The organism is Mycobacterium sp. IS-3022 (genome assembly GCF_001500065.1).
Taxonomy (GTDB): domain Bacteria; phylum Actinomycetota; class Actinomycetes; order Mycobacteriales; family Mycobacteriaceae; genus Mycobacterium.
This window is the reverse complement of record NZ_LQIN01000001.1, coordinates 1-21589: the sequence shown is the minus strand read 5'-3', so window position 1 is coordinate 21589 and position 21589 is coordinate 1. Positions and strand designations below refer to the sequence as shown.

Annotated in this window: 21 protein-coding genes; 10 read left to right on the top strand and 11 right to left on the bottom strand. The window is 68.3% G+C overall.

Translation table 11 applies throughout. The annotated features are described in order from the left end of the window. Positions 1-63 precede the first annotated feature (63 nt). The 5 genes from aftB to glf are packed head-to-tail and all read right to left on the bottom strand — an operon-like array spanning position 64 to position 6741. Positions 64-2151: a terminal beta-(1->2)-arabinofuranosyltransferase gene (gene aftB, locus AU188_RS00105; protein WP_156426518.1), complete on the bottom strand. Its 2088-nt coding sequence runs from the start codon at positions 2149-2151 to the stop codon at positions 64-66. Beyond that, positions 2129-3043 (bottom strand): decaprenyl-phosphate phosphoribosyltransferase, encoded by a 915-nt coding sequence (locus AU188_RS00100; RefSeq protein ID WP_059161717.1) that lies wholly within the window; start codon positions 3041-3043, stop codon positions 2129-2131. Before AU188_RS00100 ends, aftB begins: the two co-directional genes overlap by 23 nt. 38 nt (positions 3044-3081) lie before the next feature. Beyond that, complete coding sequence (locus AU188_RS00095) at positions 3082-3606, bottom strand: phosphatase PAP2 family protein (RefSeq protein WP_059161716.1); 525 nt, start codon at positions 3604-3606, stop codon at positions 3082-3084. Next, positions 3599-5536 (bottom strand): glycosyltransferase, encoded by a 1938-nt coding sequence (locus tag AU188_RS00090; protein WP_059161715.1) that lies wholly within the window; start codon positions 5534-5536, stop codon positions 3599-3601. Before AU188_RS00090 ends, AU188_RS00095 begins: the two co-directional genes overlap by 8 nt. After that, entirely contained in the window at positions 5533-6741 is a 1209-nt protein-coding gene (gene glf / locus AU188_RS00085; RefSeq protein ID WP_059162214.1) for a UDP-galactopyranose mutase, read from the bottom strand. Before glf ends, AU188_RS00090 begins: the two co-directional genes overlap by 4 nt. 232 nt (positions 6742-6973) lie before the next feature. On the opposite strand from glf, the gene AU188_RS00080 reads away from it, so the two are divergent. Continuing rightward, positions 6974-7903 carry a hypothetical protein gene (locus AU188_RS00080; protein WP_059161714.1) on the top strand — a complete coding sequence of 310 codons (930 nt, stop codon included), beginning with the start codon at positions 6974-6976 and terminating at the stop codon, positions 7901-7903. A gap of 130 nt (positions 7904-8033) precedes the next feature. Next, the gene (locus tag AU188_RS00075; RefSeq protein ID WP_059161713.1) at positions 8034-9656 is read left to right on the top strand and encodes an N-acetylmuramoyl-L-alanine amidase; all 1623 of its coding nucleotides are present in this window, start codon (positions 8034-8036) and stop codon (positions 9654-9656) included. A gap of 7 nt (positions 9657-9663) precedes the next feature. Here AU188_RS00075 and AU188_RS00070 read toward each other — a convergent pair whose 3' ends face one another. From AU188_RS00070 to AU188_RS00060, 3 genes are read right to left on the bottom strand one after another with little or no spacing between them, the layout of a single operon-like run. After that, positions 9664-10479 carry a Cof-type HAD-IIB family hydrolase gene (locus AU188_RS00070; protein ID WP_059161712.1) on the bottom strand — a complete coding sequence of 272 codons (816 nt, stop codon included), beginning with the start codon at positions 10477-10479 and terminating at the stop codon, positions 9664-9666. Beyond that, on the bottom strand, positions 10476-11249 hold the full coding sequence (locus tag AU188_RS00065; RefSeq protein WP_059161711.1) for a lysophospholipid acyltransferase family protein: 774 nt from the start codon (positions 11247-11249) through the stop codon (positions 10476-10478). Before AU188_RS00065 ends, AU188_RS00070 begins: the two co-directional genes overlap by 4 nt. A gap of 5 nt (positions 11250-11254) precedes the next feature. Further along, a complete protein-coding gene (locus AU188_RS00060; protein WP_059161710.1) occupies positions 11255-12031 on the bottom strand; it encodes a lysophospholipid acyltransferase family protein in 777 nt (258 codons plus the stop codon). Positions 12032-12049: 18 nt separating this feature from the next. Between AU188_RS00060 and AU188_RS00055 the strand changes: the two genes are divergently transcribed. The 3 genes from AU188_RS00055 to AU188_RS00045 are packed head-to-tail and all read left to right on the top strand — an operon-like array spanning position 12050 to position 14681. Then, positions 12050-12760 carry a phosphotransferase gene (locus tag AU188_RS00055; protein ID WP_059161709.1) on the top strand — a complete coding sequence of 237 codons (711 nt, stop codon included), beginning with the start codon at positions 12050-12052 and terminating at the stop codon, positions 12758-12760. Between the two features lie 38 nt (positions 12761-12798). Further along, complete coding sequence (locus AU188_RS00050; protein WP_059161708.1) at positions 12799-14349, top strand: MBL fold metallo-hydrolase; 1551 nt, start codon at positions 12799-12801, stop codon at positions 14347-14349. Then, the gene (locus AU188_RS00045) at positions 14346-14681 is read left to right on the top strand and encodes a hypothetical protein (RefSeq protein ID WP_059161707.1); all 336 of its coding nucleotides are present in this window, start codon (positions 14346-14348) and stop codon (positions 14679-14681) included. Before AU188_RS00050 ends, AU188_RS00045 begins: the two co-directional genes overlap by 4 nt. Positions 14682-14706: 25 nt before the next feature. Here the strand turns inward: AU188_RS00045 and serS are convergent, their stop codons facing one another. Next, positions 14707-15966, bottom strand: coding sequence for a serine--tRNA ligase (gene serS / locus AU188_RS00040; RefSeq protein WP_059161706.1), 1260 nt, complete (start codon positions 15964-15966; stop codon positions 14707-14709). 93 nt (positions 15967-16059) lie between these two features. Between serS and AU188_RS00035 the strand changes: the two genes are divergently transcribed. From AU188_RS00035 to AU188_RS00025, 3 genes are all read left to right on the top strand, one after another. Continuing rightward, entirely contained in the window at positions 16060-17526 is a 1467-nt protein-coding gene (locus tag AU188_RS00035) for a septum formation family protein (RefSeq protein ID WP_059161705.1), read from the top strand. A 4-nt stretch (positions 17527-17530) separates the two neighbouring features. Continuing rightward, positions 17531-17881, top strand: a complete 351-nt coding sequence (locus AU188_RS00030) for a metallopeptidase family protein (protein ID WP_059161704.1) — start codon at positions 17531-17533, stop codon at positions 17879-17881. Positions 17882-17960: 79 nt separating this feature from the next. Then, positions 17961-18152: a hypothetical protein gene (locus AU188_RS00025; RefSeq protein WP_059161703.1), complete on the top strand. Its 192-nt coding sequence runs from the start codon at positions 17961-17963 to the stop codon at positions 18150-18152. Here AU188_RS00025 and AU188_RS00020 read toward each other — a convergent pair. Then, positions 18132-18818, bottom strand: coding sequence for a histidine phosphatase family protein (locus AU188_RS00020; RefSeq protein WP_059161702.1), 687 nt, complete (start codon positions 18816-18818; stop codon positions 18132-18134). The two genes, AU188_RS00025 and AU188_RS00020, sit on opposite strands and share 21 nt — an antisense overlap. Next, positions 18815-19741, bottom strand: a complete 927-nt coding sequence (pheA, locus tag AU188_RS00015; RefSeq protein WP_059161701.1) for a prephenate dehydratase — start codon at positions 19739-19741, stop codon at positions 18815-18817. The genes AU188_RS00020 and pheA overlap by 4 nt, the downstream gene beginning before the upstream one ends. Positions 19742-19849: 108 nt before the next feature. Here pheA and AU188_RS00010 point away from each other — a divergent pair, with 108 nt between their 5' ends. Then, a complete protein-coding gene (locus AU188_RS00010; protein ID WP_059161700.1) occupies positions 19850-20638 on the top strand; it encodes a DUF2470 domain-containing protein in 789 nt (262 codons plus the stop codon). Between the two features lie 19 nt (positions 20639-20657). Continuing rightward, positions 20658-21425 carry a CPBP family intramembrane glutamic endopeptidase gene (locus AU188_RS00005; RefSeq protein ID WP_059161699.1) on the top strand — a complete coding sequence of 256 codons (768 nt, stop codon included), beginning with the start codon at positions 20658-20660 and terminating at the stop codon, positions 21423-21425. Positions 21426-21589: the final 164 nt, after the last annotated feature.

Sequence of the window (21589 nt, the reverse complement as noted above, 5' to 3'; positions counted from 1 at the left end):
CGTTCCTGGTCACGACGCTAAGCCGTTGAGCCACTGATCTATCGGTCGCATGGGGCTTCCGCGTTACGGACCCGTCGCCGGCATGCCTTGATACGGGTCGACCGTGGACTCCGGCACCGGCAACCCACAGCGGATGAGTTCATATAGTGGCACGCGGTTGATCCGGTACTGCGTGAACTGGTATGCGTGCACGAGGTTCGACAGGAACCGCCGCGGGCCCATCGGGCCGCGCACCGACGTCAACATCGCATCGGTCGCCGGACATTCCAGCGCCGCCTCGGCCTGCTTGACCCAGTCCTCGTCGATGTAGCCCGGAATGAACGGTGGCTCTTTGAGGAACGGCCCCTCGGCGATCGCCCAGTCGGGAAACAGGTTCTTGTCGTGGCCGATTCGGCCGTCCTCGAGGCGCGCGGTGTGCGCCGCCAGCGGGTTGGCGAGGCCGATCTGGTCGATGACCCGCACGTCCAATCCGACGTTCATGCCCAGCATGCCGAGGTTGGTGAAAAAGACTGTGTGCGGCCCTCGGTAGTCCTTCGGTGCGTCGGGCGGCGGCGGGAGCGCGGGCACCACATCCCATTGGTCGTAATTGCCCGACGGCAGCAGCAGCGCACCGTCGGGCGTGTTGTCCAACGCCTCGAGTACCGCCCGCATGCGTGGATAGTCCAGGTAGTCCGCGGCGGTCAGCGGGTGCGCATGGCCGGTGGCCTGAGCGTAGAACCGCCGCTCGTCGACGATGCCGGAGTAGGTGACGCGGGTGGCGTCACTGCCCATCCCGCCCGAATTGGCCGCCCACAGCGACCATCCCGCGACGGCCAACCACAGCACACTGGTGGCGCCGACGAACAAATAGCCTGCGCCACGGGCCATTCGGGTTTCGTCGGGCAGTACGACGGGAATCACGGCGATCGGCATCAACAGGCAGAACAGCGGGGTCAGCAGCACCCTGCCGTGCATGAAGTCCCCACCCTGGCGGATCCAGTACAGCGCCTGCAGCAGGCCGCTGACGAGGAAGAAGATCACCACCGCAGCGGGACTCTGCACCATCCGCGCCAACCATCCGTAGCCGGGCGCCGCGGTGCCGCGGCCCGGCCGGGGGCGCCCGCGGGTCACCCACACCACCCCGGCCAGCCCGGCCAGCAGGATCGCCGGCGCCCACAGCAGGTACGGCTGGTTGAAGTTGGCGAGGTACACGAATCCCTGCGACCACTTCGATCCGGTGGCGTCCTTGGCCAGCGCGGTGCCGGGAAACAGCAACCCGTAGTAGCCCATTCGGAAGATCTCATAAGCCACCGGAAGCAGCCCGCCCGCGACGAGGATGATGGTGCGGCGCCGCCAATCGCGTGCCGCGATCAGCATCATCACCAGGGCGAGCCCTCCGATCAACGCCAACTCGGGGCGCACGAGCACGCTCAGGCCCGCGACGAAAGCCAGTGCGCCGTCGAATGTTCCGCTCGCCGGTCGGGGCGGTGACGACGGCGCCTGCGAACCGGCGGGATGCCGGCGGATCACCGGTGCGCCGCCGCGGGTGATCGGCGCCGGGGCGGCACGGCGGGCGCGCGGTATTTGTGACCAGCACACCATCATCCACCACAGCAAGCCGAGATAGGCCAGCACCAAACCGTTTTCGAGTCCGGAAGTGGCGAAGTCGCGGGCGGGCGGTACGGCGATGTACACCAGTGCGCCCGCGGGCAGCATCAGCGCGCGCCGGCCCTGCAGGCTCGGCGCATACAGCCGGCCGGTGCCCAGCATCGCGAAAGCCACCCCCAGCAGGCTGAGCACCAACGCCAGCACGAGCACCACGTACTCCAGCCGTACCGAGCCACCCACCAGTGCGCCGAGGTAGACCAGATAGGTCCACACCGTGGAGGTGTTGGCCTCCACCCGCTCACCCGCGTTGAACACCGGTCCGTTGCCCGCCAACAGGTTTCGGACTGTCCGCAGCACGATCAGGCCGTCATCGGCGATCCAGCGCCGCTGCCAGGCGCCCCAGCCGAACAGCACCGCGACCACCAGCACGCTGAGCCACAGGCTCACCCGTACCGTGGTGTCGTACCGGAAGGCGGGCCAGCGGGCCAGGTTGCGGGTGAGTTCGTCGGCCCATCGCCCCGCGACGGGCGGGGCCACCTTCTCAGCTGAGGAAGACGGCGGCACCGATGGTCCCGATCCACGCCAGCAGCAACAGCTGCAGTACCCGGTCCTTCAACGCGATCTCCTCGGGCTCCCCGGCCAACCCGCCGTCGACGTCGACCGCGTACCGCAGGATCGCGATGGTGATCGGGATGATCGTGATTGCGTACCAGGAGGCGGTCGCGCCGTCGCGTTCGAAGGCCCACAGTCCGTAGCAGAGAACCATCGCGGTGGCCGACAACGTCCACACGAAGCGCAGGTAGGACGCGGTGTAACTTTCCAGGGACTTGCGGATCTTGGCGCCGGTGCGTTCGGCGAGTTGCAGTTCGGCGTAACGCTTTCCGGCCACCATGAACAGCGAGCCGAAGGTCATCACCAACAGGAACCATTGCGACAGCGGGATGCTCGCCGCCGCGCCGCCCGCGATGGCGCGGATCAGGTACGCCGAGGAGACGATGCAGATGTCGAGGACGGCCTGGTGTTTGAGCCCGAAGCAGTAGGCCAGCTGCATCGCGATGTAGACCGCGATCACCACTGCCAGATTCGTCGATGCGAGCACCGAAATACCCAGGGCCGCAGCGGCCAGCACGACGGCGGCGCAGTAGGCCAGCCATTCCGGGACGACGCCGGCCGCGATCGGCCGGAACCGCTTCGTGGGATGCTGACGGTCGGCCTCGACGTCGCGCGCGTCGTTGACCAGATAGATCGACGAGGCGGCCAGTGAGAACGCCACGAAGGCGATCAGGATCTTGACCGCGACCTCGCGGTAGTCATAATCCACGTCCCCGCCGAGCGCGGCGATGGGCGCGGCGAGGACGAGCAGGTTCTTCACCCACTGCCGCGGCCGGATCGCCTTGATCAGACCCGTCGCGGCGTTTCGCGGTGGTCCCTTGACCGGTGCCGATTGTTGACTCATTGGCCGTACGCTCTCTGCGCTGCTGTCACTCGAGATGCTCATGGGCTCCCCTGGGCGCGGTCGGCGACCGTGCCGACCACCTTGGCGACGGCCGCCCCGACCGCGACACCGGTCAGCACGTCGCTCGGGTAGTGCACGCCGAGCACCAACCGCGACAACGCCATCGGCGGCACCAGCAGCGCCGGCAGCGGCAACCCGGTGGTCCTGGCCATCAGCAGCGACGCGGCGGTGGTGGACGTGGCGTGGGCCGACGGGAAGCTCAGCCGACTCGGGGTTCCGACGTTGACCGTGACCGCCGGGTGGTGCGGGCGCTCGCGGCGCACCACCCGCTTGATCACGACGGCCGTGGCGTGCGCGACGAATGCGCCCACCCCCGCGGCCAGCCAGGCGCGTCGGCGGTCGGCCTGAAAGACCGCTCCTAGCAAGGCGATTCCCAACCAGCCGAGGCTGTGCTCGCCGAAATGCGACAACGCGCGTGCACCCGAGAGGATCCCCGGCCGGCCGGCGAGCGCGGACTGCACGGCGACCAGCGCGGCCTCTTCGCCGCGCGGAGTCTCAGCCATGTGCAGACGACTCCAGTAGGACCGTCTCCCACTTCTGCTTGCTCGACAACGTCGGCAGCGCCTCGCGGTAGACCTTGCGCATCCGGTTGAACTTGCGCGCGAGGCGGGCCTGGCGCTTCAGCGACTCCCGCAGCAGCTCGAACATCTTCTCGCGGTCGCGTTGGCGATACACCACACCGCGACCGTCGGCGGTCGTCACCGTGACGCCGTCGACCCTGCACAGCGAGAACCAGCGGGCGTCCTGGGTGGCGACGTTGATCTGCGGACGGCGATGGTGCTCGGGGTCGGGTGCCTTCAGTTGGTGGATGACGCCGCGGGACAGCCGCCACGAGATCGCCAGCGCGTTCGTGGGGATGTTCACCTTCTTGCGCCACCGCTTGTCCGACGGTGTCGGTAGCTCGGCCGCGCTGGACAGCACCACCGCGTCGGGGTACTCCTGGCGCATCTTGCGCACCTCAGGCAGCGCGGACTCCAGGATCGAGAAGATGTGCTCGGGTCCGGCCAGGAAGTCGTCCATCGCCCTGTTCTGAATGGCGACCGTCGAATACTCAAGGCAGAGAAGGTGTTTCAGGGTCGCCTTCAGATGGCTTGCGATCAGCCCGCTGATGTTGCCGTCCCAGTGCAGCGCCGCCACCACCAGCCGGTTGCGCAGATGAAAGTACGCCTGCCAGTCGATCGCGTCGTCCTTGTCGCTCCAAGCCATGTGCCAGATGGCGGCCCCGGGCAGCGTGACGGTCGGATAGCCGTGCTCGCCGGCACGCAGGCCGTAGTCGGCGTCATCCCACTTGATGAACAGCGGCAGCGGCTGACCGAGTTCCTCTGCGACCTGGCGCGGGATCATGCACATCCACCAGCCGTTGTAATCCACGTCGATGCGGCGGTGCAGCAGCTTGCTGCGTGGCGAATCCTCGTCGCTGAGCCGGAATTTGGCGAAGTTGTGGTCGTACTCGGTGTTGACCGCGTTGGTCCACATGAAGTTCTCGGAGTCGACCATCTCACCCATCACGTGCAGGTGCGAGGGTTCCTGCAGGTTGAGCATCTGGCCGCCGACCAGGGTCGGCGACTTCGCGAACCGGTTCATCGCCAACGCGCGCAGAATCGAGTCCGGCTCGATGCGGATGTCGTCATCCATGAACAGGATCTGTTCGCAGTCGGTGTTTTTCAGCGCCTCGTACATCACCCGGCTGTAGCCGCCGGAACCACCGAGGTTGGGCTGGTTGTGCACCGACAGCCGGTTGCCCAGTGCGGCCGCGGCCTCGTCGAAACCGGGATGATCCTTGGCCTTGTTCGCGCCCTGATCGGTCACGATCACGGCGCCGATCACCTCGTCCACCAACGGATCCGAAGTCAGCGCGGCCAGCGCGTTGACACAGTCCGCCGGGCGGTTGAAGGTCGGGATGCCGACCGCGATGTTGGCCCGGCCCGGTGCGGGCACCGGCGCGTACCAACCGGCGTGATGCAACGTCGACGCGGCGTCGGTGGCGATGTCGAACCAGATCCAGCCGCCGTCCTCGAACGGGCCGAGGTCGATCTCGAACTCGACCGCGGCGCGGGCGCCGTCGCGCTCGCTGGCGACCGGAGCGCCGCCGACGGTGATGCGGGCCCCGGTGGCCTTGGATCGGTAGACGTCGACGCGCGCGCTGCCGGTCAGCTCGACCCGCAGCACCACCGATTGCAGTGTCGACCAACGCCGCCAGTAGCTGGCGGGGAAGGCGTTGAAGTAGGTCGCGAACGACACCTGCGATTCGGTGCCGATCTCGAGTGCCGTGCGGGTCGGCGCGTGCGCGCGTTTGGCGTTGGTGTCTGCTTCCTCGATATAGAGCTTGCGGACGTCATGCGGTTCGCCGGGACGCGGCAGGATGACGCGGGCCAGCAGGCTGACCGCCTTCGATTCGTCGGCGTCGAGGGCGCCGGACGGGATCTCGCTCATGCGCTACTGCTTTCTGGGTCCGGTTCGGTCAGTGGAGCACCGTCGCGCAGGTGCGGGGCCAGCGTGTTGTCGTACATGCTCAGCGCGCTGGCGATCGCCATGTGCATGTCCAGGTACTGGTAGGTGCCCAGTCGGCCACCGAACAACACCTTCGCAGAAGCGGTTTCGGCCTTCGCCCGGGCGCGGTACGCGGCCAACAACGCGCGGTCGGCTTCGGTGTTGATCGGATAGTAGGGCTCGTCGTCGTCATCGGCGAACCTGGAGAACTCGCGCATGATGACCGTCTTGTCGGTCGGGTACGCGCGTTCGGGATGGAAGTGCCGGAACTCGTGGATGCGGGTGAAGGGCACGTCGGCGTCGTTGTAGTTCATGACGGGTGTGCCTTGAAAATCACCGCAGTCGCTCAACACCTCGACCTCGAAATCGAGGGTGCGCCAACCCAGCCGCCCCTCGGCGTAGTCGAAATAGCGGTCCAGCGGCCCGGTGTAGACCAATGGGGCGTCGGGGTTCTCGGCACGCAGCTGGTCACCCACGTCGAACCAGTCGGTGTCCAGCCGCACCTCGATGCGGTCGTCGGCGGCCATGTTCTGCAGCCACGCGGTGTAGCCCTCGGCCGGCAGCCCTTCATAGGTGTCGTTGAAGTAGCGGTTGTCGAAGGTGTATCGCACGGGTAGCCGGGTGATGTTGCTGGCCGGCAATTCCTTCGGGTCGGTCTGCCACTGCTTGGCGGTGTAGTTCTTCAGGAATGCCTCGTACAGGGGGCGCCCGACCAGGCTGATCGCCTTCTCCTCGAAGTTCTGGGCGTCTTCGGTCTTGATCTCGGCGGCCTGCTCCTTGATCAGTTGGCGGGCCTCGTCGGGCGTGAAGTACTTGCCGAAGAACTGCGAGACCAGGCCCAGCCCCATCGGGAACTGGTAGGCCTGCCCGTTGTGCATGGCGTAGACGCGATGCTGGTAGCCGGTGAACTCGGTGAACTGCCGTACGTAGTCCCACACCCGCTTGTTGGAGGTGTGGAACAGGTGGGCGCCATACTTGTGCACCTCGATGCCGGTCTGCGGCTCGGGTTCGGAGTACGCGTTGCCACCGATGTGCGGGCGTCGCTCGACGACGAGGACACGTTTGTCCAGCTGGGTTGCCGCGCGCTCGGCAATCGTCAGGCCGAAGAATCCGGAGCCGACGACAAGGAGGTCGAAACGAGCTGTCATCGGCAGCAAGGGTATCCGACCGCGACCGCCCGACCCGAATTCGACAGGAGCCGAAGATTGCGATCGGCTCACGATTCCATATCGTCACTTTCGTCCCACTAGTCACACCAGTACCGTCGTTCACGTCGGCAACCCGTGCCGACAGCGCACGACCTGGGCGGTTCACCTGAATCGCCTAGCGCGACCTAGCAGACCGCCTAACAGATGTAGCCCATGTATTGAGGAGACTTCCGTGCCGAACCGACGTCGACGCAGGCTGTCGACAGCCACGAGCGCAGTGCTGGCCTTGGCAGTCGCGAGTCCCGCCGCAGTAGTCGCCGTGACCGAGTTGTCGGAGAGCACCGAGCCGGCGTCCCAGCACCGCGAGTTCGTCCAGGCAGCGATGATCACCGATCTGCCGAACGAGTTGATGTCCGCCCTGTCTCAGGGCCTCTCGCAGTTCGGCATCAATCTTCCTCCGATGCCGACCGGGATGCTGACGGGCACGGGGGCGAGCGCGCCGACCACGCTCACCTCCCCGGGGCTGACGACGCCGGGTCTCACCACGCCGGGTCTCACCACGCCGGAGCTGACGTCTCCGAGCCTAACGGCGCCCGGGCTCACCACTCCCGGCCTGACCACGCCCGGCCTGACGACTCCGGGACTGACCGCCCCGAGCGCCACGGTTCCGCCGGTCACCGCCACCGGCCCCTCTCTCACCGACCCGGCGTTGACCAATCCCGCGCTGACCAGCCCGGACCTGACCAGCCCAGGGCTGACCAGTCCCACCGGAGATGCCGGCAGCCTGACGACTCCGGGCCTGTCCACGCCGCCGGCGCTGACGGACCCGGCGCTGGGCACCACGCCGATCTCGGCGACCACGGGCCTGCCGGCTCCTGGTGAGGTGCCCATTGCGGCGCCGATCGGGCTGGACCCGGCCGCCGGCACGTACCCGATTCTCGGCGACCCCTCTCTGGCGACGATGCCCGCCGCGACCAGCGGAGGCAGTGGTGGGATCGTCGGCGAGCTGTCCAGCATGGCCGAACAACTCGGCGCGGGACAGGCGATCGACCTGCTCAAAGGCATGGTGATGCCGGCCATCATGTCGGCGGTGAAGCCGCCGGGTGCCCCGGCCGCCGTGCCCGCACCGCCGGTGCCCGCGCCGCCCGCACCCGGCGCCTGAGACCTGCCACCAGACGGCACCGCAGAAGCCGGCGGCTCTGCGGTGCCGGTGCAGGTCGCCGTCGATTTTGGTGCGGCTCCGGGCCGTGTCGTACCACAAGCAACAACTGACACATACGTAACATCGGTCCGTGCCGACTCGCCGTCCCACGCCGTCGCTGATCTTCACCGCCCTGGCGGCGACGGTCGTTATGCTGCCGATGGCGCTCTACGGCCCACCGGATGACGGGCCGGACCGGGCGACGGCCCCGGAGGCGCCCCGGCTCGCGCAACAACCGCTGACCGGCCTCACGGGCGGAGAGACGGTCCGCGAGATCCATCAGGACGCACCGTTCTCGTTGGTCGCGCTGACCGCAGACGACTTCGCCGGCACCACCGCCCGCGTGCGGGCCAAGAAGGCCGACGGCACATGGGGGCCGTGGTACGAGGCCGAGCCTCTCGAGGGCGTCGGCCCGGACACTCCCGCTGCCGGCCCGATCGGCACCGAGCCGGTGTTCGTCGGGCGCACCACCACCGTGCAGATTGCCGTGACTCGTCCACCCGATGCGGCCACGACCCCGGAGCCGGCGCCCGCGCAGGGGCCCGGCCTCGGTTACCTGCCGGCCAGCGTGGAGCAGTCCATCGGGCAAAACCTGAACGCCGTGCTGATCAGCCCGCCGCAGGCGCCGCCGGTCGACACGCTGCCGCCGCCGTCGGCAGTCAACGCGCCGGGCGTGCCGCCGAACATCATCAACCGGTCGCAGTGGGGCGCCGACGAATCGATGCGGTGCGGTGAACCGCGCTACGACTTGGGAATTCGAGCCGGAATCGTGCACCACACGGCCGGCAGCAACGAATACGCACCCCAGGACTCCGCGGGCATCGTCCGATCGGTCTACGAGTACCACACCCGCACTCTGGGCTGGTGCGACATCGCGTACAACGCACTGGTCGACAAGTACGGACAGGTCTTCGAGGGGCGCGCGGGCGGCATGACCAAACCGGTCGAGGGCGCGCACACCGGCGGCTTCAACCGCGACACCTGGGGTGTGGCGATGATGGGCAACTTCGAGGTGGTCCCGCCGACACCGATCCAGTTGCGCACCACGGCCCGATTGCTCGGGTGGCGGCTCGGATTGGACCACGTGGATCCGCGCGGCACCGTGGTGCTGGCCTCCTCGGGTGGGTCGTTCTCGGCCTTCCCGACGGGCGCGACACCCAAGCTGCCCGCGATCTTCACCCACCGCGACGTCGGTGCCACGGAGTGCCCCGGCAATGCGGCGTATGCCCTGATGGACCACATCCGTGACATCGCCGCCCGGTTCAATCACCCGCCGGGCCCCGACGATCTGTCCGAATCACTGCGCGGGGGCGCCATTTTCGCGCGCTGGGAGGCGATGGGCGGAATGAAGAGCCCGCTGGGCAGGCCGACGTCATTGGAGGCTGCCGGCGAGGGCGGCGCCCGCTACGTCACATTCGAACGCGGCGCGGTGTACTGGTCGCCGCAGAGCGGCGCTCAACCGGTCACCGGCGAAATCTACAAGGCCTGGGGCGCACTGGGTTTCGAGCGTGGCGCGCTCGGATTGCCGACGAGCGCGGAAATCCAAGCACCGCTTTGGATTGTGCAGAATTTCCAACACGGCACGCTGAACCTCGATCGCGAGAACGGCACCGTCACACGGGTGTTCGACGGCATCCCGGTCGAGCTACCGAAGCCGACGGCCGATGCGGCGCCCGTGCAGCTCGAGCGGTTCACCCCGCCGATCAGCAGTTGATTCGGCGTTACATCCACCACCGCTCGAGCACCCGTGCGACGCCGTCGTCGTTGTTGGTGGAGGTGACCTCGTCGGCCGCGGCCAACGCGTCCGGATGAGCATGCCCCATGGCGACACCCAACCCGGCCCATTGCAGCATCGGCACGTCGTTGGGCATGTCACCGAACGTCACGATCTCCCCGGCGGTGATGCCGAGCGGGCGGGCCAATTCCTCCACGCCGGTGGCCTTGCTGATGCCGACCGGCATGATCTCCACCAAGCCGTTGTTCGTGGAATACGTGATATCGCCCTGCGGGCCAACGTGTTTGGCGAGCTCGGCGGCCATGTCGGCGCTGCGTGCGCCGGCCTTGCGGATGAGTAGCTTGACGGCGGGCGCGCTGAGCAGGTCCTCGAGGGACACCTCGGTGTTGTCCGGGTTGAGCCACGCGTGTTCATAGCCCGGTGAGCTGACGAACTGCGGGGTCGCGGCGTCATGGGCGCTGCGGCCCACCCGCTCGACGGCCAGGCCGGCGCCCGGGATCGCCCGCGTCGCGATGTCGGCGAGCTCGCCGAGCACGTCGGTGGTCAATGTGCGGGCGGACACGATCCGATCGGTGGCCGGGTCGTAGATCACCGCACCGTTGGCGCACACCGCCATCGGCGCGAAGCCCAGCTCATCGACGACGGGCTGCACCCACCGCGGCGGGCGCCCGGTGGCCAGCACGAATTTCGTGCCCGCCGCGACCGCGGCGGTGACCGCCGCTCGGGTGCGCTGGGAGACCTTCTCGTCGTCGTCAAGCAGCGTGCCGTCGACGTCGGAGGCGATCAGCAATGGGAGGGTCACCGGCGACTCTTGGCTTCCCGCTCAGCGCGCTTGCGGGCCCGCTCGGCCAGTTCCGCCTCGTCGAGCGCTTTGGCCTCGACGGGTGTCGGTGCGCCGCCGCCGAGCCGGCGCGGCACCCAGAACGCGCCCTCCGGGCGTGGGTAGTCGCGTTGCGCCTCGTGCAACAGCTCGGTCATCGCCGTGCGCAGGTTCTGCAACGTCCGCTCCATCGTGTCGTCGGCCCGCAGGGGTTTACCCACTTCGACGGTGATCGGAAGCTTGCTGCGGCCCCGTCGACCCCAAAGACGCCGCGGATGGTCTTTGGTCCAGAGCCGCTGGGCGCCCCACACGATGAGCGGAACGATCGGCACGTCGGCCTCCCGCGCCATGCGGGCCGCACCGGTCTTGAAGTCCTTGAGCTCGAAGCTGCGACTGATCGTGGCCTCCGGATAGACGCCGACGAGTTCGCCCGCCCGCAGCCGCTCCACGGCGACGGCGTAGGAGCCGGCCCCGGCAGTGCGATCCACCGGGATCGTGCCCGTGCGGCTGATGAGGTAGTTGACGACCTTCACCTGCTGCATCTCTTCTTTGATCATGAAACGCAGCCGCCGCTTGCGGTAATGCGCTGCCAGCGCGGCCGGCAACCAGTCGACATAGCTGGTGTGGTTGATCGCGATCACCGCACCGCCAGTGGCGGGGATGTTCTCCAGACCGTGGTAGGTGATTTGGATCCCGTTGACCCTGACCGCCGCCTTGACCAGTACCTCGAGCGTGTAGAAGACGGGCTCCATGTCGGTTACCCCGGTGCTCCGCTGGGGTCGGGACGCTGTGCGCGCCTGGCGGCCTTCTCGGCAGCCTCCTCGGCGTCCATCCGGTTGGCCTCCGCCAGAGTCGGTGCTCCCCCGCCCAGCCGGTGCGGCACCCAGAACTCGCCGGGCGGGTGTGGACCGTAAGCGTCCTGCACCCGCTCCAACAAGTGCTGCATACGCGAGTGCAGCAGCGCGGTGAGCTCGGCTGCGGGCAGCGTCGGCTCGATCGGTTCACCGACCGCAACCGAGATCGGCACCTTGGGCCGCCACATCTTCTTCGGGTGGCCCTTTGTCCAGATCCGCTGGGCACCCCATACGACGTGCGGAACGATCGGCACATCGGCGGCGATCGCCATGCGCGCGGCGCCGGACTTGAACGCCTTGATCTCGAAGCTGCGGCTGATCGTGGCCTCCGGATAGACGCCGACCCACTCACCCTCCTTGAGCTTGCGGCAGGCCTCGTCGAAGGATCCTGCGCCGCTGTCGCGGTCCACCTCGATGTGGCGCAGGCTGCGCATGAGCGGTCCGGTGATCTTGTGGTCGAAGACCTCTTTCTTGGCCATGAAGCGGACCTTGCGGCCCTGCCCCTGCCGGTAGGCGGGCAAGCCCGCGAACGTGAAGTCGAAATAGCTGGTGTGGTTGATCGCGATCACCGCGCCGCCGGTGGCCGGCAGGTTCTCCACGCCCGTGACCGTGAACTTCAGCCCCTGCACACGCCACAGCAGCCGCGCCAGCTGGATGACGGTGCCGTATACCGGTTCCACATCAGGCAGCCTAGTCGCGTGACCCGACCCGGCGAACCCGTGCCAGTTCCCGCCCTCGTCGCCTCGATAGCGGCGGGCCGCCCGGTGCGTGCCGTCTGGGTCAACGAGCTCGGTGGCATCACTTTCGAGATCGACGGGGGCGCGGAGTTCGTCAAGGTGTATCCCGACGTCTACGCGCACCTACTGGCCGCAGAGGTGCCCCGGTTGCGCTGGGCGGGGCGCTACACGCCGGTACCGGAAGTGCTGGCGTCCGGTTCGGGCTGGCTGCACACCGCGCGCCTGACGGGTCGCTCCGCAATCGATGCCCGCTGGGCCGACGAACCTGCAACCGCCGCCCGCGCAATCGGGCAGGGGCTGCGGCGCTTGCACGCCGCGCTGCCGGTCGAGGACTGTCCGTTCGGCAGGCCGCCCTGGGTGCCGATCGACGCGCCACCGGCCGACCGGCTCGTGGTGTGCCACGGCGACGCCTGCGCCCCGAACACTCTGATGGCCGACGACGGCGCGTTCAGCGGGCACGTCGACCTCGGCGACCTCGGGGTCGCCGACCGCTGGGCCGACCTGGCCGTCGCGACGATGTCGCTGGACTGGAACTTCCCCACCGAGGGCCCCGGCGGTTTCCAGGAACTACTGCTCGAGGCGTACGGCGTCGCAGCCGATGGCGAGCGCATCGGCTACTACCGGCGCGCGTGGGACGCCTACGACGACGGTCAGGACCTGCCGGCGGGCTAGACTCTTCGCGAGCGCCGCATCCCAGAGAAAGGGTATTTGTGCAGGTCACGAGCGTCGGGCACGCGGGTTTTCGCATCGATACCCAGGCCGGGAGCATCTTGTGCGACCCCTGGGTCAACCCCGCCTACTTCGCGTCGTGGTTCCCGTTCCCCGACAACAGCGGGTTGGACTGGGACGCGCTCGGCGACTGCGACTACCTGTACGTCTCGCATCTGCACCGCGACCACTTCGATCCGCGGCTACTGCGCAGACACGTCAACAAGGACGCGGTCGTGCTGCTGCCGGACTATCCGGTGCCCGATCTGCGACGCGAACTCGAGAAGCTCGGCTTCCACCGGTTCTTCGAGACGACGGATTCGGTCACCCACACCGTCAGCGGCCCGCGCGGCGATCTCAAGGTGATGATCATCGCGTTGCGTGCCCCGGCCGACGGTCCCATCGGTGACTCCGGACTCGTGGTCGACGACGGGGAAACCGTGGCTTTCAACATGAACGACGCGCGGCCCGTCGACCTCGACGTGGTGCACGCCGACTTCGGCCACGTCGACGTGCACATGCTGCAGTACTCCGGCGCCATCTGGTACCCGATGGTCTACGACATGCCCGCCCGCGCCAAGGAGGCGTTCGGCATCCAGAAGCGGCAGCGCCAGATGGACCGCTGCCGCCAGTACATCGCGCAGGTCGGCGCCACCTGGGTCGTCCCGTCGGCGGGCCCGCCGTGCTTCCTCGATCCGGACCTGCGCCAGCTGAACGACGACCATGGCGATCCGGCCAACATCTTTCCCGACCAGGCGGTGTTCCTGGATCAGCTGCGCGCGCACGGCCACCAGGGTGGCCTGCTGATGATCCCGGGGTCGACGGCGGCTTTCACCGGCTCGCAACTGGATTCGCTGACCCATCCGCTGCCCGACGACCAGGTGCAGGCGATCTTCACGACCGGCAAGGCCGACTACATCGCCGACTACGCCGAGCGGATGGCGCCGGTGCTGGCCGCGGAGAAGGCGAATTGGGCGCCCGCGGCGGGCGAGCCGCTGCTGGAACCGCTGCGCACGGTCTTCGAGCCGATCATGATCCAGACAGATCAGATCTGCGACGGTATCGGCTACCCGGTGGAGTTGCGGTTGGGCCCCGAGACGGTGGTCCTCGATTTCCCGAAACGGGTTGTGCGTGAACCTATTCCCGACGAGAAATTCCGCTACGGCTTCGCGATTGCGCCGGAACTGGTGCGCACCGTGCTGCGGGACAACGAACCCGACTGGGTCAACACCATCTTCCTGTCGACCCGGTTCCGGGCGTGGCGGGTCGGCGGCTACAACGAGTACCTCTACACATTCTTCAAGTGCCTGACCGACGAGCGGATCGCTTATGCCGACGGGTGGTTCGCCGAGGCCCATGACGACTCCTCCACGATCACGTTGGACGGCTGGGAGATCCAGCGCCGGTGCCCGCACTTGAAGGCCGACCTGTCGAAATTCGGTGTGGTCGAAGGGTCGACACTGACTTGCAATCTTCACGGGTGGCAGTGGAACCTGCAGAACGGCCGCTGCCTGACCTCCAAGGGTCACGAGTTGAGGTGCGCCCCGAAATGATGGCCCCGCAGCAGTTTTACGACGACGGGATGATCCAGCTCGACCGTGAGGCGATCACACTGCGCCGCTACCACTTCCCGTCGGGCACCTCGAAGATCATCCCGCTGCGGTCGATCCGCGGATACAAGGCCGAGCCGCTGGGCATGTTCACCCACCGGTTCCGCATCTGGGGCAGCTCGGACCTGCGGCGCTGGCTGCCACTCGACGTGTGGCGACCGATCAAGTCGACTTTGGTGACGCTCGACGTTCCGGGCGCCCGACCCAAACCCGCGTTCACGCCGCAGCGGCCCACCGAGTTCCTCGCGAGCCTCGACGAACTGCTGAACGACTAGCGAACGACGGCACAAGCGCCGGCGCTCACTTGGCCGGCGTCAGAAGTTCGGTTCCGACGAAGGGCACCAACGCTTCCGGGACGCGGACACTGCCGTCGGGCTGCTGGTGGTTCTCCAGGATCGCCACCAGCCACCGCGTCGTCGCGAACGTGCCGTTGAGCGTGGCCGCGGTCTGCGGCCGTCCGTTCTCGTCGCGGTACCGCACCGCCAGCCGACGCGCCTGGAACGTCGTGCAATTCGACGTCGAGGTCAGCTCGCGGTAGGTGCGCTGAGTGGGAAACCAAGCCTCGCAATCGAATTTGCGTGCCGCCGACGACCCGAGATCACCCGCCGCGATGTCGACGATGCGGTAGGGCACCTCGATCTTGGCCAGCATCTCGCGCTGCCAGCCCAGCAGCCGGTCGTGTTCGGCCTCGGCGTCCTCGGGCTTGCAGTAGACGAACCCCTCGACCTTGTCGAACTGGTGCACCCGGATGATGCCGCGGGTGTCCTTGCCGTGACTGCCGGCTTCCCGGCGGAAGCACGACGACCAGCCCGCGTACCGCAACGGTCCGTCGGACAGGTCGAGGATCTCGTCGGCGTGGTATCCGGCCAGCGGCACCTCCGAGGTCCCGACGAGGTACAGGTCGTCGTCCTCGATGCGGTACACCTCCTCGCTGTGGGCGCCGAGGAAGCCGGTCCCCGCCATGATCTCCGGGCGCACCAGCACCGGGGGGATCATCAACGTGAAGCCGTTCTCGGTGGCCAGCCTGACCGCCAGCTGCAGCAAGCCCAGTTGCAGCAGCGCGCCCGCGCCGGTGAGGAAGTAGAACCGCGACCCGGCCACCTTGGCGCCGCGTTCGAGGTCGATCAGTCCCAGCGCCTCGCCGAGCTCGACGTGATCCTTGGGGTCCTCGATGCGCGGTGGCTCGCCGACGGTCTCGAGCACCACGGCGTCGTCCTCGCCGCCGACCGGCACTCCGTCGATGATCACGTTCGACAACGCCATGTGCGCCGCGGTGAACGCCCGCTCGGCCTCGGCTTGATCGGCCTCGGCGGCCTTGACCTTCTCGGCGAGCTGCTTGGCGTGCTCGAGCAGAGCGGGCCGCTCCTCGGGTGACGCCTTGCCGACCTTCTTGCTCGCGGCCTTCTGTTCGGCGCGCAGATTGTCGGCCGCCGACACCGCGGCCCGGCGGGTGGCGTCGGACTGCAGCAGCGCGTCGACGAGGTTCGGATCTTCACCGCGGGCGCGTTGCGAGGCACGGACCGCATCGGGGTTATCGCGCAGCAACTTGAGGTCGATCACGGCCGCAACCCTACTGGTCGACGGGTCGAGCCAGCACAACCGCATAACTTTACAACTGCAACAGTTGTCACAGCACCTGACACGCCTGTCACAATGGAGCAGATGTTGGAGGCACCAGGTCGTCCGGGCGACGCGCAAGAGCGCGCCGATCTGCAGCAAGACGACACCGAACCGTCGCAGCGGGTGGCGTGGTGGCAGAGTTTCCACGCCACGTCGACGCGGCGCGCCCTGTTGCTGACGGCCCTCGGGGGGCTGCTCATAGCCGGCTTCATCACCGCCCTGCCGCAGAGCGAGGGTGCCAATGGTCTGACCGCCAGCACGATCTCCCTCGGCCCGCGCGGCAATGCGACGTTCGAACACGCCAAGGCCGGGGACTGCCTCAACTGGCCCGACCGCACGCCCGACGCCGCCGAGATCGTCGATTGCAACAAGGAGCACCGGTTCGAGGTCGCCGAGTCGGTCGACATGCGGACCTTCCCGGGCAGCGAGTACGGGCCCGACGCCGCGCCGCCGTCGAGCGCGCGTATCCAGCAGATCAGCCAGGAGCAGTGCTCGACGGCCGTGAAGCGTTACCTGGGTCCGCGCTTCGATCCGAACAGCCGCTTCACCGTGAGCATGCTCTGGTCGGGCGACAAGGCCTGGCGCCAGTCCGGTGAACGACGCATGCTGTGCGGCCTGCAGTTGCCAGGCCCCAACAACCAGCAGTTGCCGTTCACGGGCAAGGTGGCCGAGATCGACCAGTCCAAGGTGTGGCCCGCCGGAACCTGCCTGGGAATCGACCCGACCACCAACCAGCCCACCGACATTCCCGTCGACTGCGCGGCCCCGCATGCGATGGAGGTCACCGGCGCGGTGAACCTCGCCGAGAAGTTCCCCGGCGGTTTGCCGCCGGAGCCCGAGCAGGACGCCTTCATCAAGGACGCGTGCACCCGGATGACGGACGCCTATCTTGCGCCGATCGAGTTGCGCAGCACCACGCTGACACTGATCTACAGCACCATTTCGCTGCCGAGTTGGTCAGCGGGCAGCCGTCAGGTGTCGTGCAGCATCGGTGCGACCCTCGGCAACGGGGGCTGGTCGACTCTGCTCAACAGCGCCAAGGGTCCGCTTCTGATCAACGGTCAGCCGCCGGTCCCGCCCCCCGACATTCCCGAGGAGCGGCTGAACTTCCCGCCGATCCCGATCCCCGACGACGACTCGGGCAGCACCTCGCAGGTCACCAGCGACCAGTCCTCCGACGACAGCAGCAGTGACAGCGACAGCAGTAGCAGCGACCAGTCGACCCACGGGCCCGCGCAGGTGACGGACGCGGGCGAGCCCGACGCCGGCCAGGGGCACGCGCCGGGCAACACGTTCAACGGGGGGCCGCCACCGCCGGGCGCGCCGCTGCCTCCGGGTGCGCCGGTTCCGCCGCCGCCTCCGCCGGGCGCCCCGCTGCCACCGCCGCCGCCCGCGGCCGCTCCTCCGCCGCCGGCGCCTGCACCTGCGCCCGCACCGCCACCGCCACCGGCGCCTGCGCCTCCCCCACCGGCGCCGCCGCCTCCGCCGCCGGGACCGTAGCCGCGTGACCGTGCGGATGAGCCCGCAACGGTTCGACGAACTGGTCTCCGAGGCGCTCGACCTGATACCGCCGAAGCTCGCCGACGCGCTCGACAACGTCGTCGTCCTGGTCGAGGCCCGCAACGACGAGGAACCCGACCTGCTGGGCCTCTACGAGGGCGTCGCGCTGACCGAACGCGATTCGTGGTACGCGGGCTCGCTGCCGGACAAGATCACGATCTACCGCGAAGCGCTGCTGCAGCACTGCGACACCGAGGACGAGGTCGTCGACGAGGTGGCGATCACCGTGATCCACGAGATTGCGCACCATTTCGGTATCGACGACGAACGCCTGCACGAACTCGGTTGGGGATAACAGCGGGAAGACCGCGCAAAGCCCGGAACACACCGCGCGGCAACCACGCTTTGTCCCCCGCCGGTGCTATCAAGGGGCCATGACCGAGTGCCGAGACTGCATGGGCGGCCTCGAACACTGCCATGGCACCGTCATCCACCACGCGTCGTATCGGGCGGAATGCACCGAGCCGGACTGCGTGACCCCGGAAGTGGTGCACGCGTTCGTGATCGACTGCGAGGCGATCGGCTGCACGTGCGCCGTCTCGCTGTCAGCCCATCGGGTCGGCTGACTGCAGGGCGTCTTCGACCGGGTGCACGTCGGGCTCCGGGTAGAACGGCGGCGTCATCGACCCCCACCGCACGCAACTCCACCGGCCGTCGGTGATCGGGGCCAGCACGACGGCCTCGGTGTTGCCGAGGTGATGGTCGAGCACGAAGCTGCGCTCGACGCCCGCCAGCACCGACGACACCAGCCGGATCGCCGCGCCGTGGCTGACCACCACGATGTCGCCGCGCCAGGCGTCGTCGTCGAGGTGCCGCATCCGCAGCTGCGTGATGGCCGGCACATACCGGTCCAACACGTCGTTACCGGTCTCGCCGTTGGGCATCGACGCGTCGAGGTTACCTTCGTGCCACTGCTGGTAGACGGTCTCGAACATCGCGATCGCCTCGTCGTCGTTGCGGTCCTCCAGGTCGCCCACCTGCACCTCGTGGATGCCCTCGAGTTCCACGGGCGGCACCCGCAGCGCGCCTGCGATCTCCTCGGCGGTCTGGCGGGCCCGGTGCGCCACCGAATGCGCAAGTATCGCGGGTGGCAGCGGCAGGCCCGTGGCGTAGGAGCGCGCCTGGTTGCGGCCGAGGTCGGTCAGCTCGGCCCCGGGCGGCCTGGTGTCGAGACGACGCTGCACGTTCGCCAGTGACTGCCCGTGCCGCACCAGCACCAGGCGCCCGGTCACGGCTTTCCCTCCTTCAGCCTCGCCAGCCAGCGAGAGGCCTCGTCCAGCGCGGGCGGCGCCGCCCCTGCGGTGGCTCCGGTCGGCCAGGAACCCAGGAATCGCACATCCGAACAACGACGGTGCAGCGCCTTGAGTGCCTCGGCGACCGCATCGTCGTCGATGTGGCCGACACAGTCGAGAAAGAACATGTAGGTGCCCAAACCCGTTCGGGTGGGGCGTGATTCGATTCGCGTCAGGTCGATGTCGCGGACCGCGAGCTCGGTCATCGCCGACACCAGCGCGCCGGGCACGTTGGCCAGTCGCAGTACCACCGAGGTGCGGTCGGCGCCCGTGCGGTCCGGCGGCGGAGCGGGCGGTCCGACCAACACGAACCTGGTACGCGCGTTGGGTTCGTCGACGATGTCGGACGCCAATGCCGTAAGGCCGTAACGCTCCGCGGCGAGCGCGGTGCTCACACCCGCGTCGGCGCGGCCCTCGGCCACGTCGTTGGCGGCCGCGGCGTTGGAGTTGGCGGGCACCAACTGCGCCGACGGCAGCTGCTCGGCCAGCCAGTTGCGCACCTGGGCGGCCGCGACGGGATAGGCGGCGACCGTGGCGACATCACCGGCCCGCATACCGTCGCGCACCACGATCGTGAACGACACGTCGAGCGTCAGTTCGGCGAAAATCTGCAGGGGCGTACCGGTGGCCAGGCCGTCCAGCGTCGGTAGCACCGATCCCTCGATCGAGTTCTCGATCGGCACGCAGGCGTAGTCCGCGTCTCCGCTGCGGACCACGGCCAAGGCGCCGGTGGTGCTGTCGGTTGGGACTGCGGTCACCTCGTCGGCGGACGGCCCACCCGGCAGCATGCCCTCGGCGGACATCGTGAGAAGCGCCACCTCGGTGAAGGTCCCCTGAGGTCCCAGATAAGCGATGCGCGGCACGGCTCAACACTATCGGGTCACTGCGGTAATGCCGTTCCGCAGCACGAAAGCCTTGCGGGATCCGCGGCAACCTAGTTAAGTTAGGCTCACCTTATCTGAGGAGGCGGCATGACGACAACGACCACGGCACCGACGACGGCCGAGCGGATCCGCAGCGCGTGCGCCCGGGCCGGCGGCGCGATGCTCGCGGTCGAAGGTATCGAGCCCACCGAGACGCCGGTCCACCATCTGCTCGACGACGGCTCGTTCGCGATCACCGTCCCGCTCGACAGCCCCGTGGCGGCCAAGGCCGTTTCCGCCGGCACCGCCGGGGTGCAGGCGGTGCTGGAGATGACCGACTACGCGCCGCTGCCGCTGCGCGAGCCGGTGCGGTCCCTGGTGTGGATCCGCGGGGGCCTGCACGACGTGCCGGCGGGCGAGGTGCCCAACCTGCTCGATCTGGTCGCCTCCGAGGACCCCAACCCGAACCTCCTGCAGGTGAACTCCGGGCAGTCCGACGGTGATCGTGGCTATGCACTCCTACGCCTCGAGATCGACTCGGTGGTCGTGGCGGACTCCACCGGCGCCGAATCGGTCGGGGTGAGCACGCTGCTCGACGCCCGGCCGGATCCGTTCTGCGCGATGGAGTCGTGCTGGTTGCAGCACATGGAGTCGGCACACCGCGACGTGGTCGAGCGGCTGGCCAGTCGGCTGCCGATGTCGTTGCGCCGCGGCCGCGTTCGGCCGCTGGGACTGGACCGCTACGGCGTGCGGCTTCGGGTGGAAACCGACGACGGTGATCACGACGTGCGGCTGCCGTTCACCAAGCCGGTCGACGACGTCACCGGGCTCAGCCAGGCGATCCGGGTGCTGATGGGCTGCCCGTTCCTCAACGGGCTGCGCGCACGCAAGCTGTGACGCCACTACCGTAGCTGCGGTGACCGGCGCCTCCGACGAGCTGACCGACCCCGAGCGCCGGGCGCTTCGCATCGAAGTCGCCGTCGTACTGGCGGTGACGTTCGGCCTGTCCGCCTACAGCGCACTGCTGAACCTGACCGAGTCGGTCCTGCTGGGGCTTTCCGGCCAAGTCGTGGCACTCAATCCGCGCCGATCCCCATTCGACCTGATCGACCTCGGGCTCAACCTCGTCTGGGTCTTCCAACTTTCGGCATGGGGCGCGCTCGCCGTATACCTGTTGTGGCGCAGCGGATTCATTCTCGAGGCGATCGGACTGGGTCGACCGCGGTGGCGGCCGGACCTGCTCGGCGGGTTGGGTTTGGCCGCGCTCATCGGGATCCCCGGTCTCGCGTTGTATCAGATCGCCCGCATCCTCGGCATGAACGCCGACGTCGAACCCGCCGAACTCTACGACACCTGGTGGCGGATCCCGGTCCTGTTGTTGACGTCGCTCGCGAACGGCTGGGCAGAGGAGGTGGTGGTCGTCGGCTTCCTGATCACCCGGCTGCGTCAACTGCGCGTGAGCCCGGCGTCCGCCGTCATCGTCTCCAGCGTGCTGCGCGGCCTGTACCACCTCTATCAGGGCTTCGGGGCGGGCTTGGGGAACTTGGCGATGGGCCTGGTGTTCGGCTACGTCTATCTGCGCACCGGTCGGCTGTGGCCGCTGATCATCGCCCACGCGCTGATCGACGCCGTGGCATTCGTGGGCTACACCGTGGCCGCCGGCCACCTGGGCTGGTTGCGGTGAACACGGCCGAAGGCGACGTAGATTCGTCAGATGACCGACAACCGGCAGCCGCCCCGCGGGTTCGAGCACCCGCCGCGGGCACGCCGGGAGCCGTCACAGGTGATCCGCCGCGATCCCGCCTACCGGCCGCCGCCTCCCCCGACGCCGCCGAGCGCGCCCCCACC